This window comes from Acinetobacter sp. F16, from assembly GCF_052712855.1.
Genome location: NZ_JBRATK010000001.1, coordinates 89,932 through 109,172 on the forward strand (window position 1 = coordinate 89,932; position 19,241 = coordinate 109,172).

General features: G+C 39.6%; 17 protein-coding genes. 13 read left to right on the plus strand and 4 right to left on the minus strand.

Going from position 1 to position 19,241, the window contains the following annotated elements; all coding sequences use genetic code 11:
* The first annotated feature begins 81 nt into the window (after positions 1-81).
* The 5 genes from rpsA to ACU0NF_RS00480 all read left to right on the plus strand — a co-directional run bounded on the left by rpsA (position 82) and on the right by ACU0NF_RS00480 (position 3,623).
* Positions 82-1,758: a 30S ribosomal protein S1 gene (gene rpsA / locus ACU0NF_RS00460; protein WP_131216210.1), complete on the plus strand. Its 1,677-nt coding sequence runs from the start codon at positions 82-84 to the stop codon at positions 1,756-1,758.
* A 160-nt stretch (positions 1,759-1,918) separates the two neighbouring features.
* Entirely contained in the window at positions 1,919-2,221 is a 303-nt protein-coding gene (locus ACU0NF_RS00465; protein ID WP_370983306.1) for an integration host factor subunit beta, read from the plus strand.
* A gap of 21 nt (positions 2,222-2,242) precedes the next feature.
* Positions 2,243-2,602 carry a lipopolysaccharide assembly protein LapA domain-containing protein gene (locus ACU0NF_RS00470; RefSeq protein WP_131319363.1) on the plus strand — a complete coding sequence of 120 codons (360 nt, stop codon included), beginning with the start codon at positions 2,243-2,245 and terminating at the stop codon, positions 2,600-2,602.
* 36 nt (positions 2,603-2,638) lie between these two features.
* Positions 2,639-3,319: an orotidine-5'-phosphate decarboxylase gene (gene pyrF / locus ACU0NF_RS00475; protein WP_445659774.1), complete on the plus strand. Its 681-nt coding sequence runs from the start codon at positions 2,639-2,641 to the stop codon at positions 3,317-3,319.
* A 97-nt stretch (positions 3,320-3,416) separates the two neighbouring features.
* The gene (locus tag ACU0NF_RS00480; protein ID WP_445659775.1) at positions 3,417-3,623 is read left to right on the plus strand and encodes a hypothetical protein; all 207 of its coding nucleotides are present in this window, start codon (positions 3,417-3,419) and stop codon (positions 3,621-3,623) included.
* 142 nt (positions 3,624-3,765) lie between these two features.
* Here ACU0NF_RS00480 and ACU0NF_RS00485 read toward each other — a convergent pair whose 3' ends face one another.
* Both ACU0NF_RS00485 and ACU0NF_RS00490 read right to left on the minus strand, forming a co-directional pair.
* Positions 3,766-4,698 carry a lysine exporter LysO family protein gene (locus tag ACU0NF_RS00485; protein ID WP_445659776.1) on the minus strand — a complete coding sequence of 311 codons (933 nt, stop codon included), beginning with the start codon at positions 4,696-4,698 and terminating at the stop codon, positions 3,766-3,768.
* 51 nt (positions 4,699-4,749) lie between these two features.
* Positions 4,750-6,261, minus strand: a complete 1,512-nt coding sequence (locus ACU0NF_RS00490) for a flavin-containing monooxygenase (RefSeq protein WP_445659777.1) — start codon at positions 6,259-6,261, stop codon at positions 4,750-4,752.
* Positions 6,262-6,417: 156 nt separating this feature from the next.
* On the opposite strand from ACU0NF_RS00490, the gene ACU0NF_RS00495 reads away from it, so the two are divergent.
* From ACU0NF_RS00495 to ACU0NF_RS00515, 5 genes are all read left to right on the plus strand, one after another.
* Complete coding sequence (locus ACU0NF_RS00495; protein WP_445659778.1) at positions 6,418-7,425, plus strand: helix-turn-helix domain-containing protein; 1,008 nt, start codon at positions 6,418-6,420, stop codon at positions 7,423-7,425.
* Between the two features lie 84 nt (positions 7,426-7,509).
* Positions 7,510-8,649 (plus strand): cell division protein ZapE, encoded by a 1,140-nt coding sequence (zapE, locus tag ACU0NF_RS00500; protein ID WP_131267280.1) that lies wholly within the window; start codon positions 7,510-7,512, stop codon positions 8,647-8,649.
* 369 nt (positions 8,650-9,018) lie between these two features.
* A complete protein-coding gene (locus ACU0NF_RS00505; protein WP_445659779.1) occupies positions 9,019-11,184 on the plus strand; it encodes a malate synthase G in 2,166 nt (721 codons plus the stop codon).
* A gap of 78 nt (positions 11,185-11,262) precedes the next feature.
* A complete protein-coding gene (locus ACU0NF_RS00510) occupies positions 11,263-11,733 on the plus strand; it encodes a hypothetical protein (protein ID WP_445659780.1) in 471 nt (156 codons plus the stop codon).
* A gap of 267 nt (positions 11,734-12,000) precedes the next feature.
* Complete coding sequence (locus tag ACU0NF_RS00515) at positions 12,001-12,660, plus strand: SOS response-associated peptidase (RefSeq protein WP_445659781.1); 660 nt, start codon at positions 12,001-12,003, stop codon at positions 12,658-12,660.
* A gap of 7 nt (positions 12,661-12,667) precedes the next feature.
* On the opposite strand, the gene ACU0NF_RS00520 is transcribed toward ACU0NF_RS00515, so the two are convergent.
* Both ACU0NF_RS00520 and ACU0NF_RS00525 read right to left on the minus strand, forming a co-directional pair.
* A complete protein-coding gene (locus ACU0NF_RS00520; protein WP_131267276.1) occupies positions 12,668-13,132 on the minus strand; it encodes a MarR family winged helix-turn-helix transcriptional regulator in 465 nt (154 codons plus the stop codon).
* A gap of 152 nt (positions 13,133-13,284) precedes the next feature.
* Positions 13,285-13,749: a MarR family winged helix-turn-helix transcriptional regulator gene (locus ACU0NF_RS00525; protein ID WP_131267275.1), complete on the minus strand. Its 465-nt coding sequence runs from the start codon at positions 13,747-13,749 to the stop codon at positions 13,285-13,287.
* A gap of 929 nt (positions 13,750-14,678) precedes the next feature.
* Between ACU0NF_RS00525 and ACU0NF_RS00530 the strand changes: the two genes are divergently transcribed.
* The 3 genes from ACU0NF_RS00530 to ACU0NF_RS00540 all read left to right on the plus strand — a co-directional run bounded on the left by ACU0NF_RS00530 (position 14,679) and on the right by ACU0NF_RS00540 (position 19,225).
* Entirely contained in the window at positions 14,679-16,205 is a 1,527-nt protein-coding gene (locus tag ACU0NF_RS00530; RefSeq protein ID WP_445659782.1) for a TerC family protein, read from the plus strand.
* Between the two features lie 274 nt (positions 16,206-16,479).
* Entirely contained in the window at positions 16,480-17,211 is a 732-nt protein-coding gene (locus ACU0NF_RS00535) for a hypothetical protein (protein ID WP_445659783.1), read from the plus strand.
* A gap of 262 nt (positions 17,212-17,473) precedes the next feature.
* Positions 17,474-19,225 (plus strand): FAD-dependent monooxygenase, encoded by a 1,752-nt coding sequence (locus ACU0NF_RS00540; protein ID WP_445659784.1) that lies wholly within the window; start codon positions 17,474-17,476, stop codon positions 19,223-19,225.
* Positions 19,226-19,241: the final 16 nt, after the last annotated feature.

Sequence of the window (19,241 nt, forward strand, 5' to 3'; positions counted from 1 at the left end):
TCAGTTTATTACGGACTATGTGGAAGCTTTATTAAACCGGCCTTGTCTGATCCAAGACCGCTGAACTTTATCAGGTATATCATGACCGAATCTTTTGCAGCCCTCTTTGAAGAAAGCGAATTAAACCTCAACGTTGAAAAGGGTGCTGTCATCCAAGGCGTTGTCGTAAGCATCGACTCTGACTGGGTAACAGTTGACACTGGCCTTAAATCAGAAGGTATTGTTGACCGCGCTGAATTCTTAAACGACCAACGTGAACTTGAAGTTCAAGTTGGTGATACTGTTGATGTTGTTGTTGAAGCTCTTGACAACGGTATGGGTCAAACAGTTCTTTCACGCGAAAAAGCAAAACGCGCTGAAACTTGGACTAAACTTGAAAAAATCTTTGAAGACGGCGAAATCGTTACTGGTGTTATCTCTGGTAAGGTTAAAGGCGGTTTCACTGTTGACATCGGTCCAGTTCGTGCGTTCCTTCCAGGTTCTTTAGTTGATACTCGTCCTATTCGTGATACTACTCACTTAGAAGGTAAAGAGTTAGAATTCAAAGTAATCAAACTTGACGCTAAACGTAACAACGTTGTTGTTTCACGTCGTGCTGTTATGGAAGCTGAATCTTCAGCTGACCGTGAAGCTCTTCTTGCTCAGCTTGAAGAAGGTCAAACAGTTACAGGTACTATCAAGAACCTTACTGATTACGGCGCATTCGTTGACCTTGGCGGTATCGATGGTCTTCTTCACATCACTGACATGGCTTGGAAACGCATCAAGCATCCTTCAGAAGTTGTTGAAGTTGGTCAAGAAGTTACTGTTAAAGTACTTAAATTTGACCGTGAACGTAACCGCGTATCTTTAGGCCTTAAACAATTAGGCGAAGATCCATGGTTAGCGATCATGAACCGTTACCCTAAAGGTTCAATCGTTAAAGCTCGCGTAACTAACCTTACTGATTACGGTTGTTTCGCTGAAATCGCTGAAGGCGTTGAAGGTTTAGTACACGTTTCAGAAATGGATCACACTAACAAAAACATCCACCCATCTAAAGTTGTTCAGATTGGTGACGAAGTTGATGTTATGGTTCTTGAAGTTGATGAAGAACGTCGTCGTATTTCTCTTGGTATCAAACAAACTCGTGCTAACCCATGGGAAGAGTTTGCTAAAGACCACGACAAAGGCGAAAAAGTTTCTGGTACGATCAAATCTATCACTGACTTCGGTATCTTCATCGGTTTACCAGGCGGTATCGATGGTCTAGTTCATTTATCTGACATTTCTTGGAACGAACAAGGCGAAGAAGCTATCCGTCGTTACAAGAAAGGTGACACTGTTGAAGCGGTTATCTTGTCTGTAGATGCTGAAGGCAACCGTATCAGCCTTGGTATCAAACAAATGAACAACGATCCGTTCAATGATTTCTTGGCAACTAACGAGCGCGGTGCTTTGGTTAAAGGTACTGTGACTGCTGTTGACGCTAAAGGCGCAACTGTTAAGTTAGCTGACGAAGTTGAAGCGTCTCTTAAAGCTTCTGAAATCAACCGCGATCGCGTTGAAGATGCAACTAAGTTCCTTGAAGTTGGTCAAGAAGTTGAAGCTAAAATCATCAACGTAGACCGCAAATCACGCTCTATCAACTTGTCTATTAAAGCGAAAGACGAAGCTGAAGAGAAAGAAGCAGTTGCTAACTTGAAAACAGCAACAACTTCTACAGAAAATGGTCCTAAGACTATTGGTGATTTGATCAAAGCTCAAATGGGTAACTAAGTAGGCGTTAAAATGTATTGTTAATGTAAATTAACTAATACTTTTTACACAAATACTGTAAACGGTAGCGTAGTATTAACTTATTGCGCTACCGTTTTGTATTTAAACACGTTATTATCGGATCATCTACAAAGTAGCTTGATAATTAAAGAGGTCGCAGATGACTACGGAAGCGTTGAATAAGTCTGACTTAATAGAGCGAATTTCCCTTAAAAATCCACACTTAGCAGAGCCTTTGGTCGAAGAAGCTGTTAAAATTATGATTGATCAAATGATAGCTGCTTTATCATCTGATAATCGTATTGAAATTCGTGGTTTTGGCAGTTTTGCTTTGCATCACCGTGATCCACGTGTGGGGCGTAATCCTAAAACAGGAAAGTCTGTTGAAGTGGCTGCAAAAGCAGTTCCACACTTTAAACCTGGTAAGGCGTTGCGTGATGCAGTAAACGATTCTGCACAATAATAAATTCCAAAAGGGGTATTTATGCGTTACGTATTGGTAGCTTTGCTCATTGTGCTGTTTGGCTATTCACTGGCTTTAGTTTTACAAAATGGTACTGAGTTAAGCGTAGATCTGCTATTTACTCAAGTTCCTGCTATGCGTTTGGGCTTATTGTTATTACTTACTTTAGCTTTGGGTGTGGTGTTGGGTTTATTGCTGGGTGTACAAATTTTTCGGGTATTTCAAAATAACTGGGAAATTAAACGACTGCGTAAAGACATTGAATATCTCCGGAAAGAGCAAATTCAGACTGCCCAAATGGCTGCTGCTGAAGCTGCAGCTCATACTAGGCATGAAAAAACTGTATTAGATATTACCAACGAAAATAAAAGCCCATTATAATGGGCTTTCTTTTTGTCTGACCGAAGGTAAATTCTCTTGAGTATCATTGTTGCACTGGATGCTAAAAGCCAATATGACGCGTTAACCATTGCAGAGCAATTAGATCCTGCTTTATGTCGGGTAAAAGTTGGTAAAGAGTTATTTACCCATGAAGGTCCAAGTGTGGTTAAGGCACTTCACGACAAAGGTTTTGAGGTTTTTTTGGATTTAAAATTCCATGATATTCCAAATACGACAGCGCAAGCCGTATGTGCAGCAGCTGATTTGGGTGTGTGGATGGTGAATGTGCACGCATCAGGTGGTCGTAAGATGATGGAAACTTGTGTGGAGCGCTTAAAAGCAGGTAACTACAACACTCAACTGATTGCTGTGACTGTATTGACTTCAATGGGTCGTGAGGACTTAAAAGATATCGGTTTGGATGTTGAACCATTTGAACAAGTAAAACGTCTTGCTAAGCTCACTCAAGACAGTGGTCTTGATGGTGTGGTCTGTTCAGCTCAAGAAGCAAAAATGCTCCGTGAGACATTAGGTCAGGATTTCGCTTTAGTGACACCGGGTATTCGCCCGGCGGGTTCTAATGCCGATGATCAAAAGCGTATTGTGACACCAAAGCAAGCCATACTGGATGGTTCAACGCATTTGGTGATTGGTCGTCCGATTACTCAATCACAAAATCCAAGTCAAACCTTGCTTGATATTTTGGCGACCATTTAATCTGATTCGCATTTTGTCGAATATCTATAAAAAGCCTTTCTGATGAAAGGCTTTTTTAATACATTAAGAACAAGGTTAATTTCAAAAGAGCAATTCAATGACCGAACCTGATGATTTTGCTTTATCGTCAAAAAATGAGTCTTCGCAGGAGATTCAACCTGTAGAACAGCTTGTGCAGCAAGAAGAGCAGCAGAATCAAACGAGTTCAGCAGACTGGAGTTCAGGTTTTGATGTGGCTGAAATTGCTTTGGATGTGCTTGACGTTGTGGGGGATTTGGTAAAGGGAATAGATTTGAATTTTTAAAATTACAAGCCTAAATATTATTTCCCTCATCTAAATCATCTTCCAGAGGGAGACGACTTTATGCCATTCTTTGAAAGAAAATAAAGTTCTCTATCCCTGCGCAAGTTCTCTATCCCTGCTTTAAACGAAGCACAAGTAAGAGTTAGAGAAAGGGGAAATAAAAAATCAAATCGCTGCAAAGTACACTCACCATAATCGGTGCAAGCACAGAAAGAATAAAGCCACTGACCATTGCGTGTGGAATAAACTCATTGCCACAGGCTTGTTTGACCATAGGTAGGGTAACATCCATTGCTGTTGCGGCAGCGGATGAAATGGCAGAGCGAGGGTAGCGCCAACCAATGCTATACATCAAAAGAATTGCAATGATTTCTCTGAATAAATCATTCATCAGTGCAATGCTGCCAAGCTCGGCATTTTTAAGTTCAGTCACCACAATGCCTGTCATAGAATAAAAACCATAACCTTGAGACAGCATAATCAGGTCTTTGAGACTAATGTCTTTCACAATTGCTGCGGTAAAAAATGCACCGGCTAATGAACCGACAATACAGCCGATCGGTACAAGCATGATTTTCCAGTTCAGCCATGAACGGTCGAGTGGAGAATATGCTAAATCCAAACCAATCAAGAACATGAAAATCAGCAGTAGATTCCATGTACTCATATGCAGGCTATATTCAAAATGATTAAATAGTTCAGCAAGTCCATACCCGAATGCGAGTGCAATAAAGGCATAACTAATGTTGAGCAGTGATTTAACCAATAACTCTGCAGATACTTTACCTTGCGTTGGTTGATAGCCAATACTTTTAAACAGGATATAACAGCAGAGAAAAGCACCAACTGATGTTGCAATCGAGAGGGTCAGTGCATGAGATAAAATTTGCAGCGGACTGCTTATGCTGTGTAGTGTTTGAGAGAATTCAATTGCGATGGCAATCAGCAGTATGTAAGTAAAATAGGGTAGAACTTTAAAGGCTAAATTTTCTAGCCACCGAGGAAGTTTACGTGCAAGAACGAACCCAAGGAATAAACAGAGAAGAAGCTGGATAATCAACCAAAGCGATTGCATACAAAAAGTCGGCAGGTGAAAAGACACCTGCTTATTATGAGCATTAAGTATTTAGGCTGCACGACTTTCAGGAGTTTTATTTAGCAAGCGGTAATCTGCGGGATTAAGTTTTTTGGTTTTTAGCCAATATTTCCATGTATAGGTGGGCCACAGGGCAAAGTTCTTGCCGCCATCTTGCTGATACCAGCTTACACAGCCAGATTGCCATACCGTTCCATTCAGCAGGTTTTGTACCTCTGCATTGAATTGATCTTGTACTTGGTCTTTCACTACAATGGCATGGCTATGGGTGTGCTTGACCAGCTGAATCATTTGCAAGATGTAATTGATTTGTGACTCAATCATAAAGATAACCGAGTTGTGGGCCAGAACGGTATTGGGTCCTAAAAGTTGGAAAAAATTCGGAAAATGTTTGGTACACATGCCATAAAAGCTTTCCGCACCATCATGCCAAGCCTCTCGTAAATCGAGACCATTTTCTCCAGTGCATTTAAAGGACTTTAAATAAATACGTGGGTCGGTGATAAAGCCTGTGCCATAAATCAGGCAATCAATTTTACGTTCTTTGCCATCTTGAGTAATGATGCTGTCAGTCGTCAACTCTTGAATGCCATCGCTAACGAGTTCGACATTGCGTCGATTAAAGGTTGGATAGTACTTGTTGGACACTAAGATTCGTTTGCAACCCATAATGTAATTTGGAGTGAGTTTTTGAGCCAGCTTTTTATCTTTCACCTGATATTTGATATAGGCTTCCGCGAGTTTTTGGGTGTATTTCATCACGGTCGGTTTAACAATAGGAACTACACGTGATTCATTTGACCAATACAGACGTGCACGATGCAACTTTCTAAACCAATCAAATTTATTAAACAGCTTTTTTTCCAGACTTGAATAACTACGTTCATCGCGTGGAATAATCCAAGCTGCAGTACGTTGAAATACGTACAGTTGCTTAACTTTGGGGGCAATTTCAGGAATGTATTGAATGGCGCTGCCACCTGTACCAATGGATGCAACATTTTTATTGCTGAGGTCGTATTGATGATCCCATTGCGATGAATGAAAAACTTTGCCCTGAAACTTTTCAATGCCTTTGATATGTGGAATTTGCGGAACATGTAAAGGGCCAGATGCGAAAACAACAAATTGAGCAATCAGGGTTGAGTCATTATTTAATGTCAGCTTCCAGTCACAACTGTGTTGATTGTATTCGGCAGCCAGAACTTCACAGTTAAATTGGCAGTATTTTTTTAAATCATAACTGCTCATCAAGCTTTGGATGTAGGCAAAAATTTCAGGTGCTTCAGCATAGCGCTTCGACCAGTCATTTTTAGCTGCAAATGAAAGTGAATACATATGCGATTGCACATCACAGGCTGCGCCCGGGTATTGGTTCTCACGCCAAGTCCCACCGACATCATTGGCTTTTTCTAAAATGACAAAATCTTGAATATTGTTTTGTAATAAACGAATGGCCATTGCCAAGCCACCAAACCCTGCTCCAATAATGGCAATTTGAGTTTGCTGGGGCATTTGCTGGCCTTGAGTTGCATCATGCATTTTTTTATTGCCTTATAAATTTATTTTTATATAGCTTAAATGAATAGATTGCTCCGCAACATGATAGTCGTGCCAAAAAAATTGATATATTCGGCAATTTGCAAGCGTGGAATTTTATAGTAAAAAATGGTCATATTCTTTTAATTAGACAATGCTATGAAAAGATCAATTCTTGGCTTGATGTATTTAATTCAAGGCATGCGTAAAGCTGGGATTGCAGTTGATCAAAAACTTCAAAGTATTGGGCTGCGTGCCGAAGCATTGGATCCAAGTTCAACCATTCATCCAAGTTTGGAGTGGGATGTTCTAAAAGTTATTGGGCAGGATGTTCCGCCTGAAAAAGGTCTGTTTATTGGGCAGCATTATGCGCTTGCTGGATATGGTCCTTTGCTCATGTTGCTGGTCACCAGTGAAAATGTGCGTACAGCCTTAGAGCAAGGTATTAAATATCAAGCATTAACTCATCTAACCGGGTGTCTAAGTTTAAAATATACAGCACACAAGGTTGCTTTATGCTATGAACCACAAGATTTGAACAGTGATCTGGGTCTGTTACGAGCACAATGTGAAATTTCAGGTACCTATAAATTTATCCAGGACCTTTATAAAATGATAGGGTTGAGTATTCCCCAGATTCATATTGAATTGCCATTTTCGCAGCCACAAAATCAAGGTTTTTTAAATACTTATTATGGTTACTATGGTACAGCGTTAAGGTTTGGCTCGAAATGTGCAGAATTTTGGTTTGATGATGCAGTTCTGGATGTTGAGATTCCATCGGCAGATAAAATGACTTTTAAAATTTATGAAAGTAAATGTATTGCTGAATTGGAGCGCTTAAAAATGGATGAGCAGGTGCCGTCATTGGTGCAGCGCGTACAGGATTATTTAGAGTTGCAGCAAGGCGTGATGCCAACGATGGCAGAAACAGCCCAAGCCTTGCGAATTCCGGAACGAACCTTGCGCCATCAATTGCAGCAATTACAAAGTAGCTATAAACAAATACGTGAACAACTGATTAAAGACAAGGCCTTAAGGCTGATAGAATACAAAGAGTATTCCATTGAAATGATTGCAGAGTTACTCGGCTATTCCGAACCGGCAGCTTTTAATCATGCCTTTAAACGATGGTTTGGATACAGTCCACGCCAGTACTTTAAATAGCCTAAGTTTAGTAATGCCAAAGTGTTATATCTTCCATCCCAAACTTCGCTATACTTTCAATAGCCTAAAATAGTATTCAATCATATGTCAGACTTAAATTCTAAGCACAGCACCGCCTTTATTCCTTTGTCACCTGCAGAACGTTATGCGCAAGCGATCTCGTCTGGTCAGTTCATGCCGGATGATGCACAGGCGCAAGCTGTCCATGAATTGGATCGTGTCTGGCAAGAACTGCTGCAGCGTTTTAAGGCATCGAAAAAAGCTTTCCGTCGTTTCCGTCGTCAAACATCTCCTAAGGGTGTATATATGTGGGGCGGTGTAGGGCGCGGTAAAACCTGGTTGATGGATCAGTTTTTTGAGTCGATCCCTTTTCGCCGCAAAATGCGCATGCATTTCCATCATTTTATGCAGCATGTGCATCGTGAATTGAACAAATTATCGGGACAACGTAATCCACTTGAGTTGGTGGCTGACCAAATTTACCAGCAAGCCGTGGTGATTTGTTTTGATGAATTTTTTGTATCGAATGTTACTGATGCGATGATTTTAAGCGAACTGTTCCAAAAATTATTTGATCGCGGGATTACCTTGGTTGCAACATCGAATATTGCTCCAGATGGCCTGTATAAAAACGGGATTCATCGTGACCGTTTTATTCCCACCATTGAGATGGTGAAAAAGAACTGTGTGATTTTAAATGTTGATGCAGGGGTAGATTATCGTTTGCGAGTGCTGAAACAGGCGCAATTGTTTAAATCACCCTTGACCCATGATCATAGAAACTGGATCGCACAGCGCTTTACGGCTTTAACCCAAACGCAAAAAATTTCCCAAGAGCCGATTATTATCAATAACCGTATTGTGGAAACAGTGGGACATACTGAAGATGTTTTATGGTGTGAATTTTCAGATTTGTGTTTTAAGCCGCGTAGTCCAGCAGACTTTATTGAGATCGCCAATATTTACAATACTGTGCTGGTGAGCAATGTTCCGCATTTAACAGATTACTTGTCGGAAGGTGCACGCCGTTTTATTTATCTGGTCGATGAGTTTTATGATCGCGGGGTCAAACTGTTGTTGACCTCTGAAGATTCAATTATTGATATCTATCAAGGTGAAAAATTAGCCTTTGAAATTGAACGCACGCGTTCACGTTTACTGGAAATGCAGTCCGATGAGTATCTGAATGCAGCGCATAAACAGATCCAGAAAGTAGAATCCTAAACAAATGAAAATAAAGCGCCAGAAATGGCGCTTTTTTATGACCAGAAAATATGTATTTAGTCGTCATTTAAAACTAGTCATTGTTCAATCTTTACTCTATAACTATACCAATGTCGGGTTTAACTGCTGTTTTTATCTCTAAATCTGCACTTAAGTCTAATTTAGACATTTCAAAAACTTTATAAACTGTAAAAAGGTATTCAGGTGGATGATGACATCGCATTGGTGAGTTATATTTTATTTAATAATGTGCATATTTATTTTATAAAAAATGACCACTATTTAGCAGTGTGATAGTACTATTCAGCTAGATTTAAATCGGTATACTAGAATCTCTTGTTATAAAAAGTAGCAATATCAGGAAAGACAATGACTGCACGTATTCAAAAAGGCAAGTTAGCGATTGCTAAAGAACTTTACGATTTCATCGAAAATGAAGCATTACCAGGTTCTGGTTTAGACAGCGAAACATACTGGAAAAACTTCGAGCAAGTCGTTGTTGATCTTAGTCCTAAGAACAAGGCGCTTTTAGCAAAGCGTGAAGATCTTCAGGCTAAAATTGATGAATGGCACCGCAACAACAAATTTGAATTAGAAGCTTACAAAGCTTTCCTTACAGAAATTGGCTACTTATTACCAGAAGTAGAAGATTTCAAAATCAGCACAGAAAATGTCGACGAAGAAATCGCACTTTTGGCTGGTCCACAACTTGTAGTACCTGTACGTAATGCACGTTACTGCTTGAACGCGGCAAATGCGCGTTGGGGTTCTTTATACGATGCACTTTACGGTTTCGACGTAATTCCTGAAGAAGGTGGTGCGGAAAAAGGTAAGGGCTATAACCCAGTCCGTGGCGAAAAAGTCATTGCATTCGCGAAAAACTTCTTAGATGAAACTTTTCCGTTGGCAAATGGTTCGCATGCAGATGCAACAAAATATACAGTAGAGCACAATGCACTGGTTGTGACTTTAAAAGATGGTTCAACCACCACTTTGGCGCATCAGGCTCAATTTGTTGGTTATAACGGCGAAGCTGCTGCACCAACTGAAATCGTATTTAAAAATAACGGATTGCATGTAATTGTTGAAATTGATGCAACAAGTCCAATTGGTCAAACAGATGCAGCCGGTGTTAAAGATTTAGTACTTGAAGCAGCTGTAACTACCATTCAGGATTTAGAAGATTCGATTGCTGCAGTTGATGCAGAAGAAAAAGTAGAAGGCTACCGTAACTGGTTGGGCCTAATGCGCGGCACGCTCGAAGAGTCAATCGCGAAAAATGGTAAAACTGTTACTCGTACATTGAACAAAGATCGCACTCACAAAAACCTGATTGGTGGTGTGACTTCTATTCACGGTCGTTCACTCATGTTGCTTCGTAATGTTGGACACTTGATGACCAATCCAGCCATCCTTGTAGATGGTGCGGAAATTTATGAAGGCATCATGGATGCGCTGGTTACACCATTGTTATCTTTTGCAGACATCAAGGGTGAAAACGAAATCAAGAACTCGCGTAAAGGTTCTATGTACATCGTTAAACCAAAAATGCATGGTCCTGAAGAAGTTGCTTTTGCAGTTGAACTGTTTGAGCGTGCTGAACAGGCATTAGGTTTACCGGCTAAAACGCTTAAAATCGGTATCATGGATGAAGAGCGCCGTACATCTGTAAACCTGAAAAACTGTATCGCTCAAGCGAAAGACCGTACCATTTTCATTAACACGGGCTTCATGGACCGTACTGGTGATGAAATCCATACCTTCATGGAAGCAGGTCCTTTCGTTCGTAAAGGTGAAGTTAAAGGTCAAATCTGGTTCCCGGCTTATGAGAACCGTAATGTAATGATCGGTCTTCAGGCTGGTTTACGTGGTAAGGCGCAAATTGGTAAAGGCATGTGGCCAAAACCAGATATGTTGCTCGACATGTACAAAACCAAAACTGAACATCCAGAAGCGGGTGCAAGCTGTGCCTGGGTTCCTTCACCGACAGGCGCAGTGATCCACGCAATTCACTACCATCAAATCAATGTAGCAAACCGTCAGCAAGAATTGCTTTCGACTGAAGCATTGTCACTTGATGATTTGTTGACACCGCCATTAGCTAAAGACACTAACTGGTCTGAAGAAGAAAAAACCAAAGAACTTGAAAATAACTGTCAGGGTATCTTGGGTTATGTGGTTCGTTGGGTTGATTTGGGCGTAGGTTGCTCTAAAGTTCCAGACATCAATGATGTCGGTTTAATGGAAGATCGCGCAACTTTACGTATTTCTTCTCAACATGTTGCGAACTGGTTGCGTCACGGTATCGTAACGCGGGCGCAAGTTGAAGAAGTCATGCAGCGTATGGCGAAAATTGTGGATGAGCAAAATGCCAATGATCCACTTTACACGCCAATGTCGAATGACTTTGAAAACAACATTGCGTTCCAGGCAGCTTCTGACTTGATCTTTAAAGGTGGCGAACAGCCATCGGGTTATACGGAACCTCTATTACACGCTGCACGTTTAAAATTAAAAGGTTATACAGGCGACTAATCCTGTAACCTGAATAAAAAAGCCTCCTTGTGAGGCTTTTTTTGTATATGATCGACACCTAATAATGGAGTATAAATCATGTATTTTTGGCGCACCGATCAACTGATTGATGATTTAAAACAAAACCGTGTGATCCAAGGTGACTTTAAAAATTATTATATGGTCAGCGGTATTTTGATTTTGTTGGGCTTTTTTGCTTTAAGTCTGACTGGGGTTGAGGAACTTAAAATCAGTTTAGCTGGATTTGTCATTCATTTAGGTTTATTGATCAGTTGGACCAATGCTGCTTTTAAAGCCAATGGCGGTGAAAAAGGTCATGCGTTCTTAAACCGTTTTATTGCGCTGTATTTACCGATTACCATTAAAATTTCCATTTTCGCCATTGTGGTAATGATCTGTTATGAACTGATTTTTAATATTTTTAAAGGGCGGTTTGATGAAGCTGAACTTGCACATATAAATGCAATTGAAAGTACCATTGTGGACCTGGCAACTTCATTTTTAATTTACTGGCGTATCTGGATTGCTATTAAAAAGGTGAACAGTTGATTTTGATCAGCAAATAATAAAACCCAGTCTCAGGATATGTTGACCTTAATAGTTCTTTTTGATTACAAGCACAGATCAAATGAATACTCCATTTTCGTAGTCAGAAAAAAACTAGACTTGAGATGTTTTAGTAATCAATGGGCTCTGGAAGCATTCAGCTTTACACACTGGTTGATGATTCACAACGACCGGATACAGTCATATTGATACGGTTAAGGATATAATTGAGCCAGTTTAATTTAATTCCTATCATTCAATTCTTATGCTATGTGTGCAAACTTTAAACCCTTAACACTCAAACAATTGCAGGATCTAAAGCTTCCGGATATTGCTTTTGAATATCCGGAAGAAGTCTATCCGGGTTATGATTTACCTTTATTGTTTAAATCGCCGCAAGGTCTTGAATGGCGTAAAGTGATGTTTGGTCTTGTGCCGAAATGGGCAGAAGATAAAACCATTGCCTCTAAAACCTATAACGCCCGTAATGAGACTTTATTTCAGAAACCCACCTTTAATAATGCTTTGATGAAATATAAGTTTGGTGTCATTCCCGTGGCTGAGTTTTATGAATCTAAATATTTTGATCATAAACCCCAGCGTTGGGGTGTGCGCCGCAAAGATGGTCAAGCTGTTTTTATTGCGGCACTTTACGAAATTTGTAAGATCGGGGATGAAGTGGTTCGTTCAGCCACCATGATTACGATGGACGCAATTGACCATCCCATGATGAAAGAATTTCATGAGCCCGGAAATATTAAACGCTCAGTGATTGTTATTCCTCACGAGCGTTTAGATGAATGGCTGAGTTGGAAGTCTCCAGATATCCGATCATTTGTACAAGGGTTTCCTGAAGAGGAATTTGAATGTTCTCATGTACCAAAAGCAAAAATCGAGAAAATAACTCCTCAACTGAATTTTTTCGATTAAGCCCTGCTTAACGGGCTAAATTTTTGAAAATATGCTTCAGACTTTCGATCATTTTTTCAATTTGTAATGGAGTCAAGCCATCAAAAGATTGTTCCAAAACCACATTGGTAAGGTCATTAATCTTTTGGGTCATTTGTTGCCCTTTTTCTGTTAATAAAACACGGGTAATTCGGGCATCATCTTCACATGAATAAGTGTCTACTAAGCCTTCATCTTTTAAGCGATATACAATTTTGGTGGTTGTCGACATTTTGGAAATAATCATTTCAGAAAGGTCGGACACACTGGCATGAGATTTTGCTTTTAAAGCAAGTAAAATACGGCGACGAGAATTATCCAGACCATACTTTTTCAGGGCGTGATCTACGTTCTGTACATGTTGAGCATGCACTTGGGTAACCCAATAAAATGGGAAATTGTCTAAACTAAAATCTTCCACGCACGGTAAAAATTTACTGTATTTTTTTGTCATGGATGTCTCTCCTGTTATTAATTGTTGTAATTGTATTTTATTATTGTAGCTGTTCTGCGAAAAATTTTGAATAAAATTTATTTAAAATATATCTTTTAACGAAAGTGAAAAAGCCTCCTGATTAAATTTGTAAATTAGATTTAAAATTAAAATTAATGCGCTAAATTCTTGAAAATATGTCTAAGACTTTCCATCATCTTTTCAATTTGTAAGGGGGTTAAGCCTTCAAAAGATTGTTCCAAAACCACATTGGTAAGATCGTTAATCTTCTGGGTCATTTGTTTTCCTTTTTCCGTTAAAACTACACGGGTAATTCGGGCATCATCTTCACATGAGGAAGTATCAACTAATCCTTCATCTTTTAGGCGATATACAATTTTGGTGGTCGTTGACATCTTGGAGACGACCATTTCCGAAAGATCGGACACGCTTGCATGCGGTTTAGATTTTAAAGCGAGTAGAATTCGGCGACGAGAATTATCTAAACCATATTTTTTCAATACATGATCGACATTCTGAACATATTGGGCATGCACTTGGGTAACCCAATAATATGGAAAATTGTCTAAGCTGAAATTTTCCGGAGAAGGTAAAAACTTACTGTATTTTTTAGTCATGGTAGACAACCCCATAATTCATTGTTGTAATTGTAATTTTTCATGAAAAGCATTCTAATCTAAAGCTATTTTGTTTCGCAATATATATTAAATTATTTTTATTGCATATTAATATATATCAAGTTTTTTATAATGCAATAAGGAAACTGATATTTGTAAATTTCTTTATATCAATCAAAATCAAGCATCATCGTTTAGAAGGGACAGGGTTTCACTATCGATCTTAATGAAATCTCACAATGCTTTGGGCAAACTTCAGCAATTCTTGCTGGACTTCAGAATTTTGATAAGGCTCTGAAGATAACATTGTACTGATCAAATCATGAATCTAGTTTAAGATATGACCTTCATAGCGAATGCTGGCAATCGTTTTCGATGCTTGTTGAAAGTTAACGCTTTTTCATCTGTCATAGAAAATAATCCTGTTAGTTTTTTTGATTGGATTAGAGACTTACGCATCTAAGTTTAGCTATCGATTATGAGCTATATAATCTTGGCTGTGTTACATTTTAGTGAAAAAAATAGCTTTGGGAGCTGATCTTTTTAACAAAAAATTTCTGACAATGAGTTAATAAATGTAATGAATTAATGTATTTGTCAAGTAAATATTATAATAAAATTCATAAAAACAATAACTTATATTTTCTTCTTTTGAGCTTTTTTAAGTTTTTCAGAGGATGCGACTATTTGATCTGGTGTGTGATTACATCAAAAAATCAGACGAATAGAGGAAGCAAGTCACAAAAATTAATCTCTATTTTATATAAATTGGCACTTTTAGGCCTAAAAATACAAAAAACTAATTACAAATTTTGGAGATTGTGCATAATTCATTTATCTATTGTTGAACAGGTCATATCTATGGATCCGTCGCCGTGCAGGTCTACCTTTAATTTTTGCCAAATTCATAAAATCGGAGATATAAACTAATGGAGTTTTTATTAGATCCGGGAATTTGGATTGGTTTACTTACCCTGATTGTTTTAGAAATTGTCTTAGGTATTGATAACCTAGTCTTTATTGCCATTTTGGCAGAAAAACTCCCTCCAGAACAACGTGATAAAGCGCGTGTAGTGGGGCTTTCCCTCGCTTTGTTTATGCGCTTGGGCTTATTGTTTGCTATCTCTTGGTTGGTCACTTTGACCAAACCGCTTATTGTGGTCTTTGATTGGACCTTCTCAGGTCGAGATCTTATTCTTTTGTTTGGTGGTTTATTTTTGGTCTATAAAGCTGTGACCGAACTACATGAAAAGATGGAAGGCAAACCTGAAGTTAACGTCACCACCAATATTGTTTATGCCAGTTTCGCTGCAGTTGTTGCACAAATTGTTGTATTAGATGCTGTATTTTCTTTAGATTCGGTAATTACCGCAATTGGCATGGTCGACAACATTTATGTGATGATGGTGGCCATGATTGTTGCCATGGCTGTAATGTTACTGGCTTCTAAATCATTAACTGCTTTTGTAAACCGCCATCCGACTGTTGTGATTTTGTGTTTAAGCTTCTTGCTGTTAATTGGGATTAGCTTGATTGCAGAAGGTTTTGGTTTCCATATTCCGAAAGGCTATATCTATTCAGGTATTGGCGTTGCGATTGCAATTGAAGCATTTAATCAATTCGGTCAGCGCAATGCAGCCAAACATGAATCTAAAATTCCACTGCGTCACCGTACAGCGGATTCTATCCTGAAATTGATGGGTGGCAAAATGGAGACCGTGGCGAATAGCGCTCAACACTTTGAGGCGAAAGAAGCATTTGCCGATGAAGAGCGTTATATGATTGGTGGGGTGCTAACCCTGGCAGAAAGATCTGTAGCCTCGATCATGACACCACGTAGCCAGATTTCCTGGGTGGACATTGAAGATCGTCCTGAACAAATTCGTGAACAGGTGTTATCCGTCCCACATAGCTTGTTTCCAGTGTGTCGTGGCAGTTTGGATAAGGTGATCAGTATCGTTCGTGCCAAAGAATTGCTCGATGTGCTTGATGATGACGAACAGCTCAAAACTTTAATCAAACGTCATCGTCCGATCTATATTTTCGCGAAAATGAAAGTGATTGATGCCATCAATACCTTGCGTACATCGAAAGGTTCATTGGTTCTGGTGAGTGATGAATTTGGGAATGTACAAGGTTTAATTTCTCCGCTTGATGTATTTGAAGCGATTGCCGGAGAATTTCCTGATGCAGATGAACAGCTTGATTTAGTGAAAATTGATGATCATACCTGGAAAGCATCGGGGATGTTGGATGTGTACCAGCTTGAATTAGAGCTTGGCATGATGGATCTGGTCGAAGAAGATGCCGGCTATATCAGTGTTGCAGGTCTGATTTTGGAAAAGACGCATGGAGAAGTAACCGTAGGTACTCATCTGGAGTATCACGGGGTTCACTTTGAGGTGACGGAACTGGATGATAACCGAATTAAATCCGTTTTAATTACGCATCGCTAGAAGATCATTGGGGAAACCAATTAAAGATAATCAATATCTTTAATTGGTTTCCTTTTTAAGCGCTTTAAAAACCCAACAGACCAGTGCTGTTGGGTTTTTTATTATTTTGATTTACCTTTTAATCAGGAAAAGTGAGTTAAATTCTGATTTGATGTGGCTAAAATGAAGAGAACATTCAACTGAATCAATCCTAAAAATCGCTATTTCTAGGGATATTGAATGTGAATAAAATAATGAATAATAAGAATATAAAAACAAGGGTTGAATGCATCTAATGCGTATTACTGAAAGGATTGTCGATTTTACAAAACTTGCATCTGAACAAAAGCATCATTTTTTCACAACCATGCTGGCATTTGATCAGCAAATTTTTCCAAATTCTACTCCAGATGAAATTTATGATCTTGTTCATGATGTAGATGCGGTCTCTGTCCAGGTGGTTCATTATTATCATCATGATAAATTGATTGGACAAAATGTTATTCCGATATTGAAACTCTCTTTGCAAGACAAACCAATTTTTGTGCTGAGTTCCCGGGCGGGTATTTTGCCTGCTTATCGTAAAAGAAATAGGGCGCTTAATACCGCCATTCGCGTTGCAATCAATTATCGAATTCGATATCCCGCGATTCCATTATGGTTTGTACCCACAGTCATACAGCCCAAAATCTATACACTTTTTGCATCACGATCGCAGAATTTCTTTCCGCGTAAAGGACGACGGATACCTGAGGAATATTTACAGGTTTTAGATATGATTCAGCAGCGTAAAAGTGAGGTGCAAAAGCGCAGAGAAGATATTTTTGTTCATCCAAGTGTAATGCCAAAAACAACGCCTGCAGACATTCAGCGCTTAAGGAATAAAGCGACCCCACATATCAATTTCTTTACCCAGCATGTGCCGGATTATTTTGATGGCATGGGATTGATGTGTGTCTGTAAACTGGATTTAAAAACAATCTCTGAAGCAATTTTTAATTTGTGGCTCGATCGACATGTATATTAAATTTTATTATTCATAGGCTGGGTTAATAAATTTGCTGCATTTTGGTTTCTAAATTCTAAAAAATGAGTGGATAAGTCGCTGACTGATCTTCAAACGAAAGATTCAAGATAAAAACTCTATATGAGTTTCTATAGCTCAGACCAATATGACCATAGTTAGTTGTGATAGTTTTTAAATAATCTCGACATTTTCCTTATAGTTCAATAAAAGCAATCCAATGATGTGGATGTGCACATTTAAGTGAATTGAATAAGGAAATGTGATGTCAAATCAGCCTTTCGATACGGATGTGGTGGTGATTGGTACGGGCCCGGCAGGTGCAACGACGGCTTTGGCCTTAGCCACTTATGGTATTGCTGTACGTTTTTATACCCAGTTTAATGGTCTGGCAAATTCTCCCCGTGCGCACATTACCAATCAGCGTGCAGTCGAAGTATTGCGTGAATTTGGCTTAGAAGAAGAAGCTAAAAGTAGAGCCACGCCATGGCAAGACATGGGAGAAAGCATGATTACCACCAGTCTAATTGGCGAAGAAATTGCCCGGATTCAGGCGTGGGGAATGGGCGATTTACGTCATGGCGATTATGTGAAGGGTAGTCCTTCGCCCTTATTTGATCTTATTCAACCCGAAATGGAAGCACTACTGGTCAAACATGCAGTTGCGCGTGGTGCAAATTTATTTTACAACACCGAATATTTAGATCATGAACAAGATGATGATGGCGTTACTGTCTGGTTCTTGGATCGCTTGGAAAACCGGAAATATTCGGTACGTGCCAAATATTTGGTGGGTATGGATGGGGCGCGCTCTAAAATAGTTGAAAAAATCGGTCTTCCGATTGAAGGTCATATGGCGCGTGCTGGGACGACCTATGTACGTTTTAAAGCAGACTTAAGCAAGTATGTGCAACATCGCCCAAGTATTTTGCATTGGATTGTCAATCCTGCCGCGGGCTTTGGTGAAATTGGCATGGGCTTGCTGCGTGCCATTTCTCCATGGAATGACTGGATTGCAGGTTGGGGCTTCGATATTGCTCAAGGTGAGCCGCAATATACCCAAGAACAGATCATTCAACGTATTCATACCTTTATTGGTACGGATGATGTCGATATTGAAGTGCAAAATGTATCGGCATGGTATGTAAATCAGGCATTTGCCAAGCATTATTCAGTCGGTCGTGTGTTCTGCGGCGGAGATGCGGTACATCGTCATCCGCCGTCAAGCGGTTTGGGCTCAAATACTTGTATTCAAGATGCATTTAACTTGGCATGGAAACTGGCTTTTGTGATTAAGGACTGGGCGAAAGCGGACTTGCTGAGCTCTTATAGTGATGAGCGTGTGCCGGTTGGACAGCAAATTGTCGCACGTGCCAACCAGTCTCGGATGGACTATAAGCATCTCAAAGATGTTTTTGGTTTTGATCAAGGTGTTGCCACTACACAACAGTTGCTAGATCGACTGAATGCACCGACTGCCAAGGCTGCTGAATTACGTACTCAGTTGAATCATGCTTTAGACATTAAAAATTTTGAGTTCAATGCGCAAGGTGTGGAGCTGAATCAGCGTTATCAGTCGGCTGCCGTGGTTTTAGAGGATGAATGTGATGAACAATGGCACGCTGATCCGCAATTGTATTTACAGGCGACGTCACGTCCCGGGGCGAAAATTCCACATTGCTGGTTAGTAGATACTAAAAATGGCCAAAAGGTTTCCACCTTGGATATTGTGGGAAATGGCAAACTTACTTTAGTGACTGGTTTATCCGGTACAGCCTGGAAACAGGCAGCTGAACAATTAGATTTAGCTTATCTAGATGTTGTGACCATTGGGCAAGAAGTCAAAGATGTTTACGGTATCTGGCAAAAAAGCTGTGAAATTGCTGAAGCAGGCATGTTGCTGGTTCGCCCGGATGGTTATGTGGCATGGCGCCATCAGCAAGCCTTGTATGATGATGCACAAGCCTTGCAGAAATTAACGCATGTGCTAGAACAAATGAATTATCAAATCGCGTAATTCAAGTTTTAAAAAG

Coding starts and splice junctions, on each gene's coding strand:
- rpsA (WP_131216210.1), top strand. CDS start 82: ATGACCGAATCTTTTGCAGCCCTCTTTGAAGAAAGCGAATTAAACCTC.
- ACU0NF_RS00465 (WP_370983306.1), top strand. CDS start 1,919: ATGACTACGGAAGCGTTGAATAAGTCTGACTTAATAGAGCGAATTTCC.
- ACU0NF_RS00470 (WP_131319363.1), top strand. CDS start 2,243: ATGCGTTACGTATTGGTAGCTTTGCTCATTGTGCTGTTTGGCTATTCA.
- ACU0NF_RS00480 (WP_445659775.1), top strand. CDS start 3,417: ATGACCGAACCTGATGATTTTGCTTTATCGTCAAAAAATGAGTCTTCG.
- ACU0NF_RS00485 (WP_445659776.1), bottom strand. CDS start 4,698: ATGCAATCGCTTTGGTTGATTATCCAGCTTCTTCTCTGTTTATTCCTT.
- ACU0NF_RS00490 (WP_445659777.1), bottom strand. CDS start 6,261: ATGCATGATGCAACTCAAGGCCAGCAAATGCCCCAGCAAACTCAAATT.
- ACU0NF_RS00495 (WP_445659778.1), top strand. CDS start 6,418: ATGAAAAGATCAATTCTTGGCTTGATGTATTTAATTCAAGGCATGCGT.
- zapE (WP_131267280.1), top strand. CDS start 7,510: ATGTCAGACTTAAATTCTAAGCACAGCACCGCCTTTATTCCTTTGTCA.
- ACU0NF_RS00505 (WP_445659779.1), top strand. CDS start 9,019: ATGACTGCACGTATTCAAAAAGGCAAGTTAGCGATTGCTAAAGAACTT.
- ACU0NF_RS00510 (WP_445659780.1), top strand. CDS start 11,263: ATGTATTTTTGGCGCACCGATCAACTGATTGATGATTTAAAACAAAAC.
- ACU0NF_RS00515 (WP_445659781.1), top strand. CDS start 12,001: ATGTGTGCAAACTTTAAACCCTTAACACTCAAACAATTGCAGGATCTA.
- ACU0NF_RS00520 (WP_131267276.1), bottom strand. CDS start 13,132: ATGACAAAAAAATACAGTAAATTTTTACCGTGCGTGGAAGATTTTAGT.
- ACU0NF_RS00525 (WP_131267275.1), bottom strand. CDS start 13,749: ATGACTAAAAAATACAGTAAGTTTTTACCTTCTCCGGAAAATTTCAGC.
- ACU0NF_RS00530 (WP_445659782.1), top strand. CDS start 14,679: ATGGAGTTTTTATTAGATCCGGGAATTTGGATTGGTTTACTTACCCTG.
- ACU0NF_RS00535 (WP_445659783.1), top strand. CDS start 16,480: ATGCGTATTACTGAAAGGATTGTCGATTTTACAAAACTTGCATCTGAA.
- ACU0NF_RS00540 (WP_445659784.1), top strand. CDS start 17,474: ATGTCAAATCAGCCTTTCGATACGGATGTGGTGGTGATTGGTACGGGC.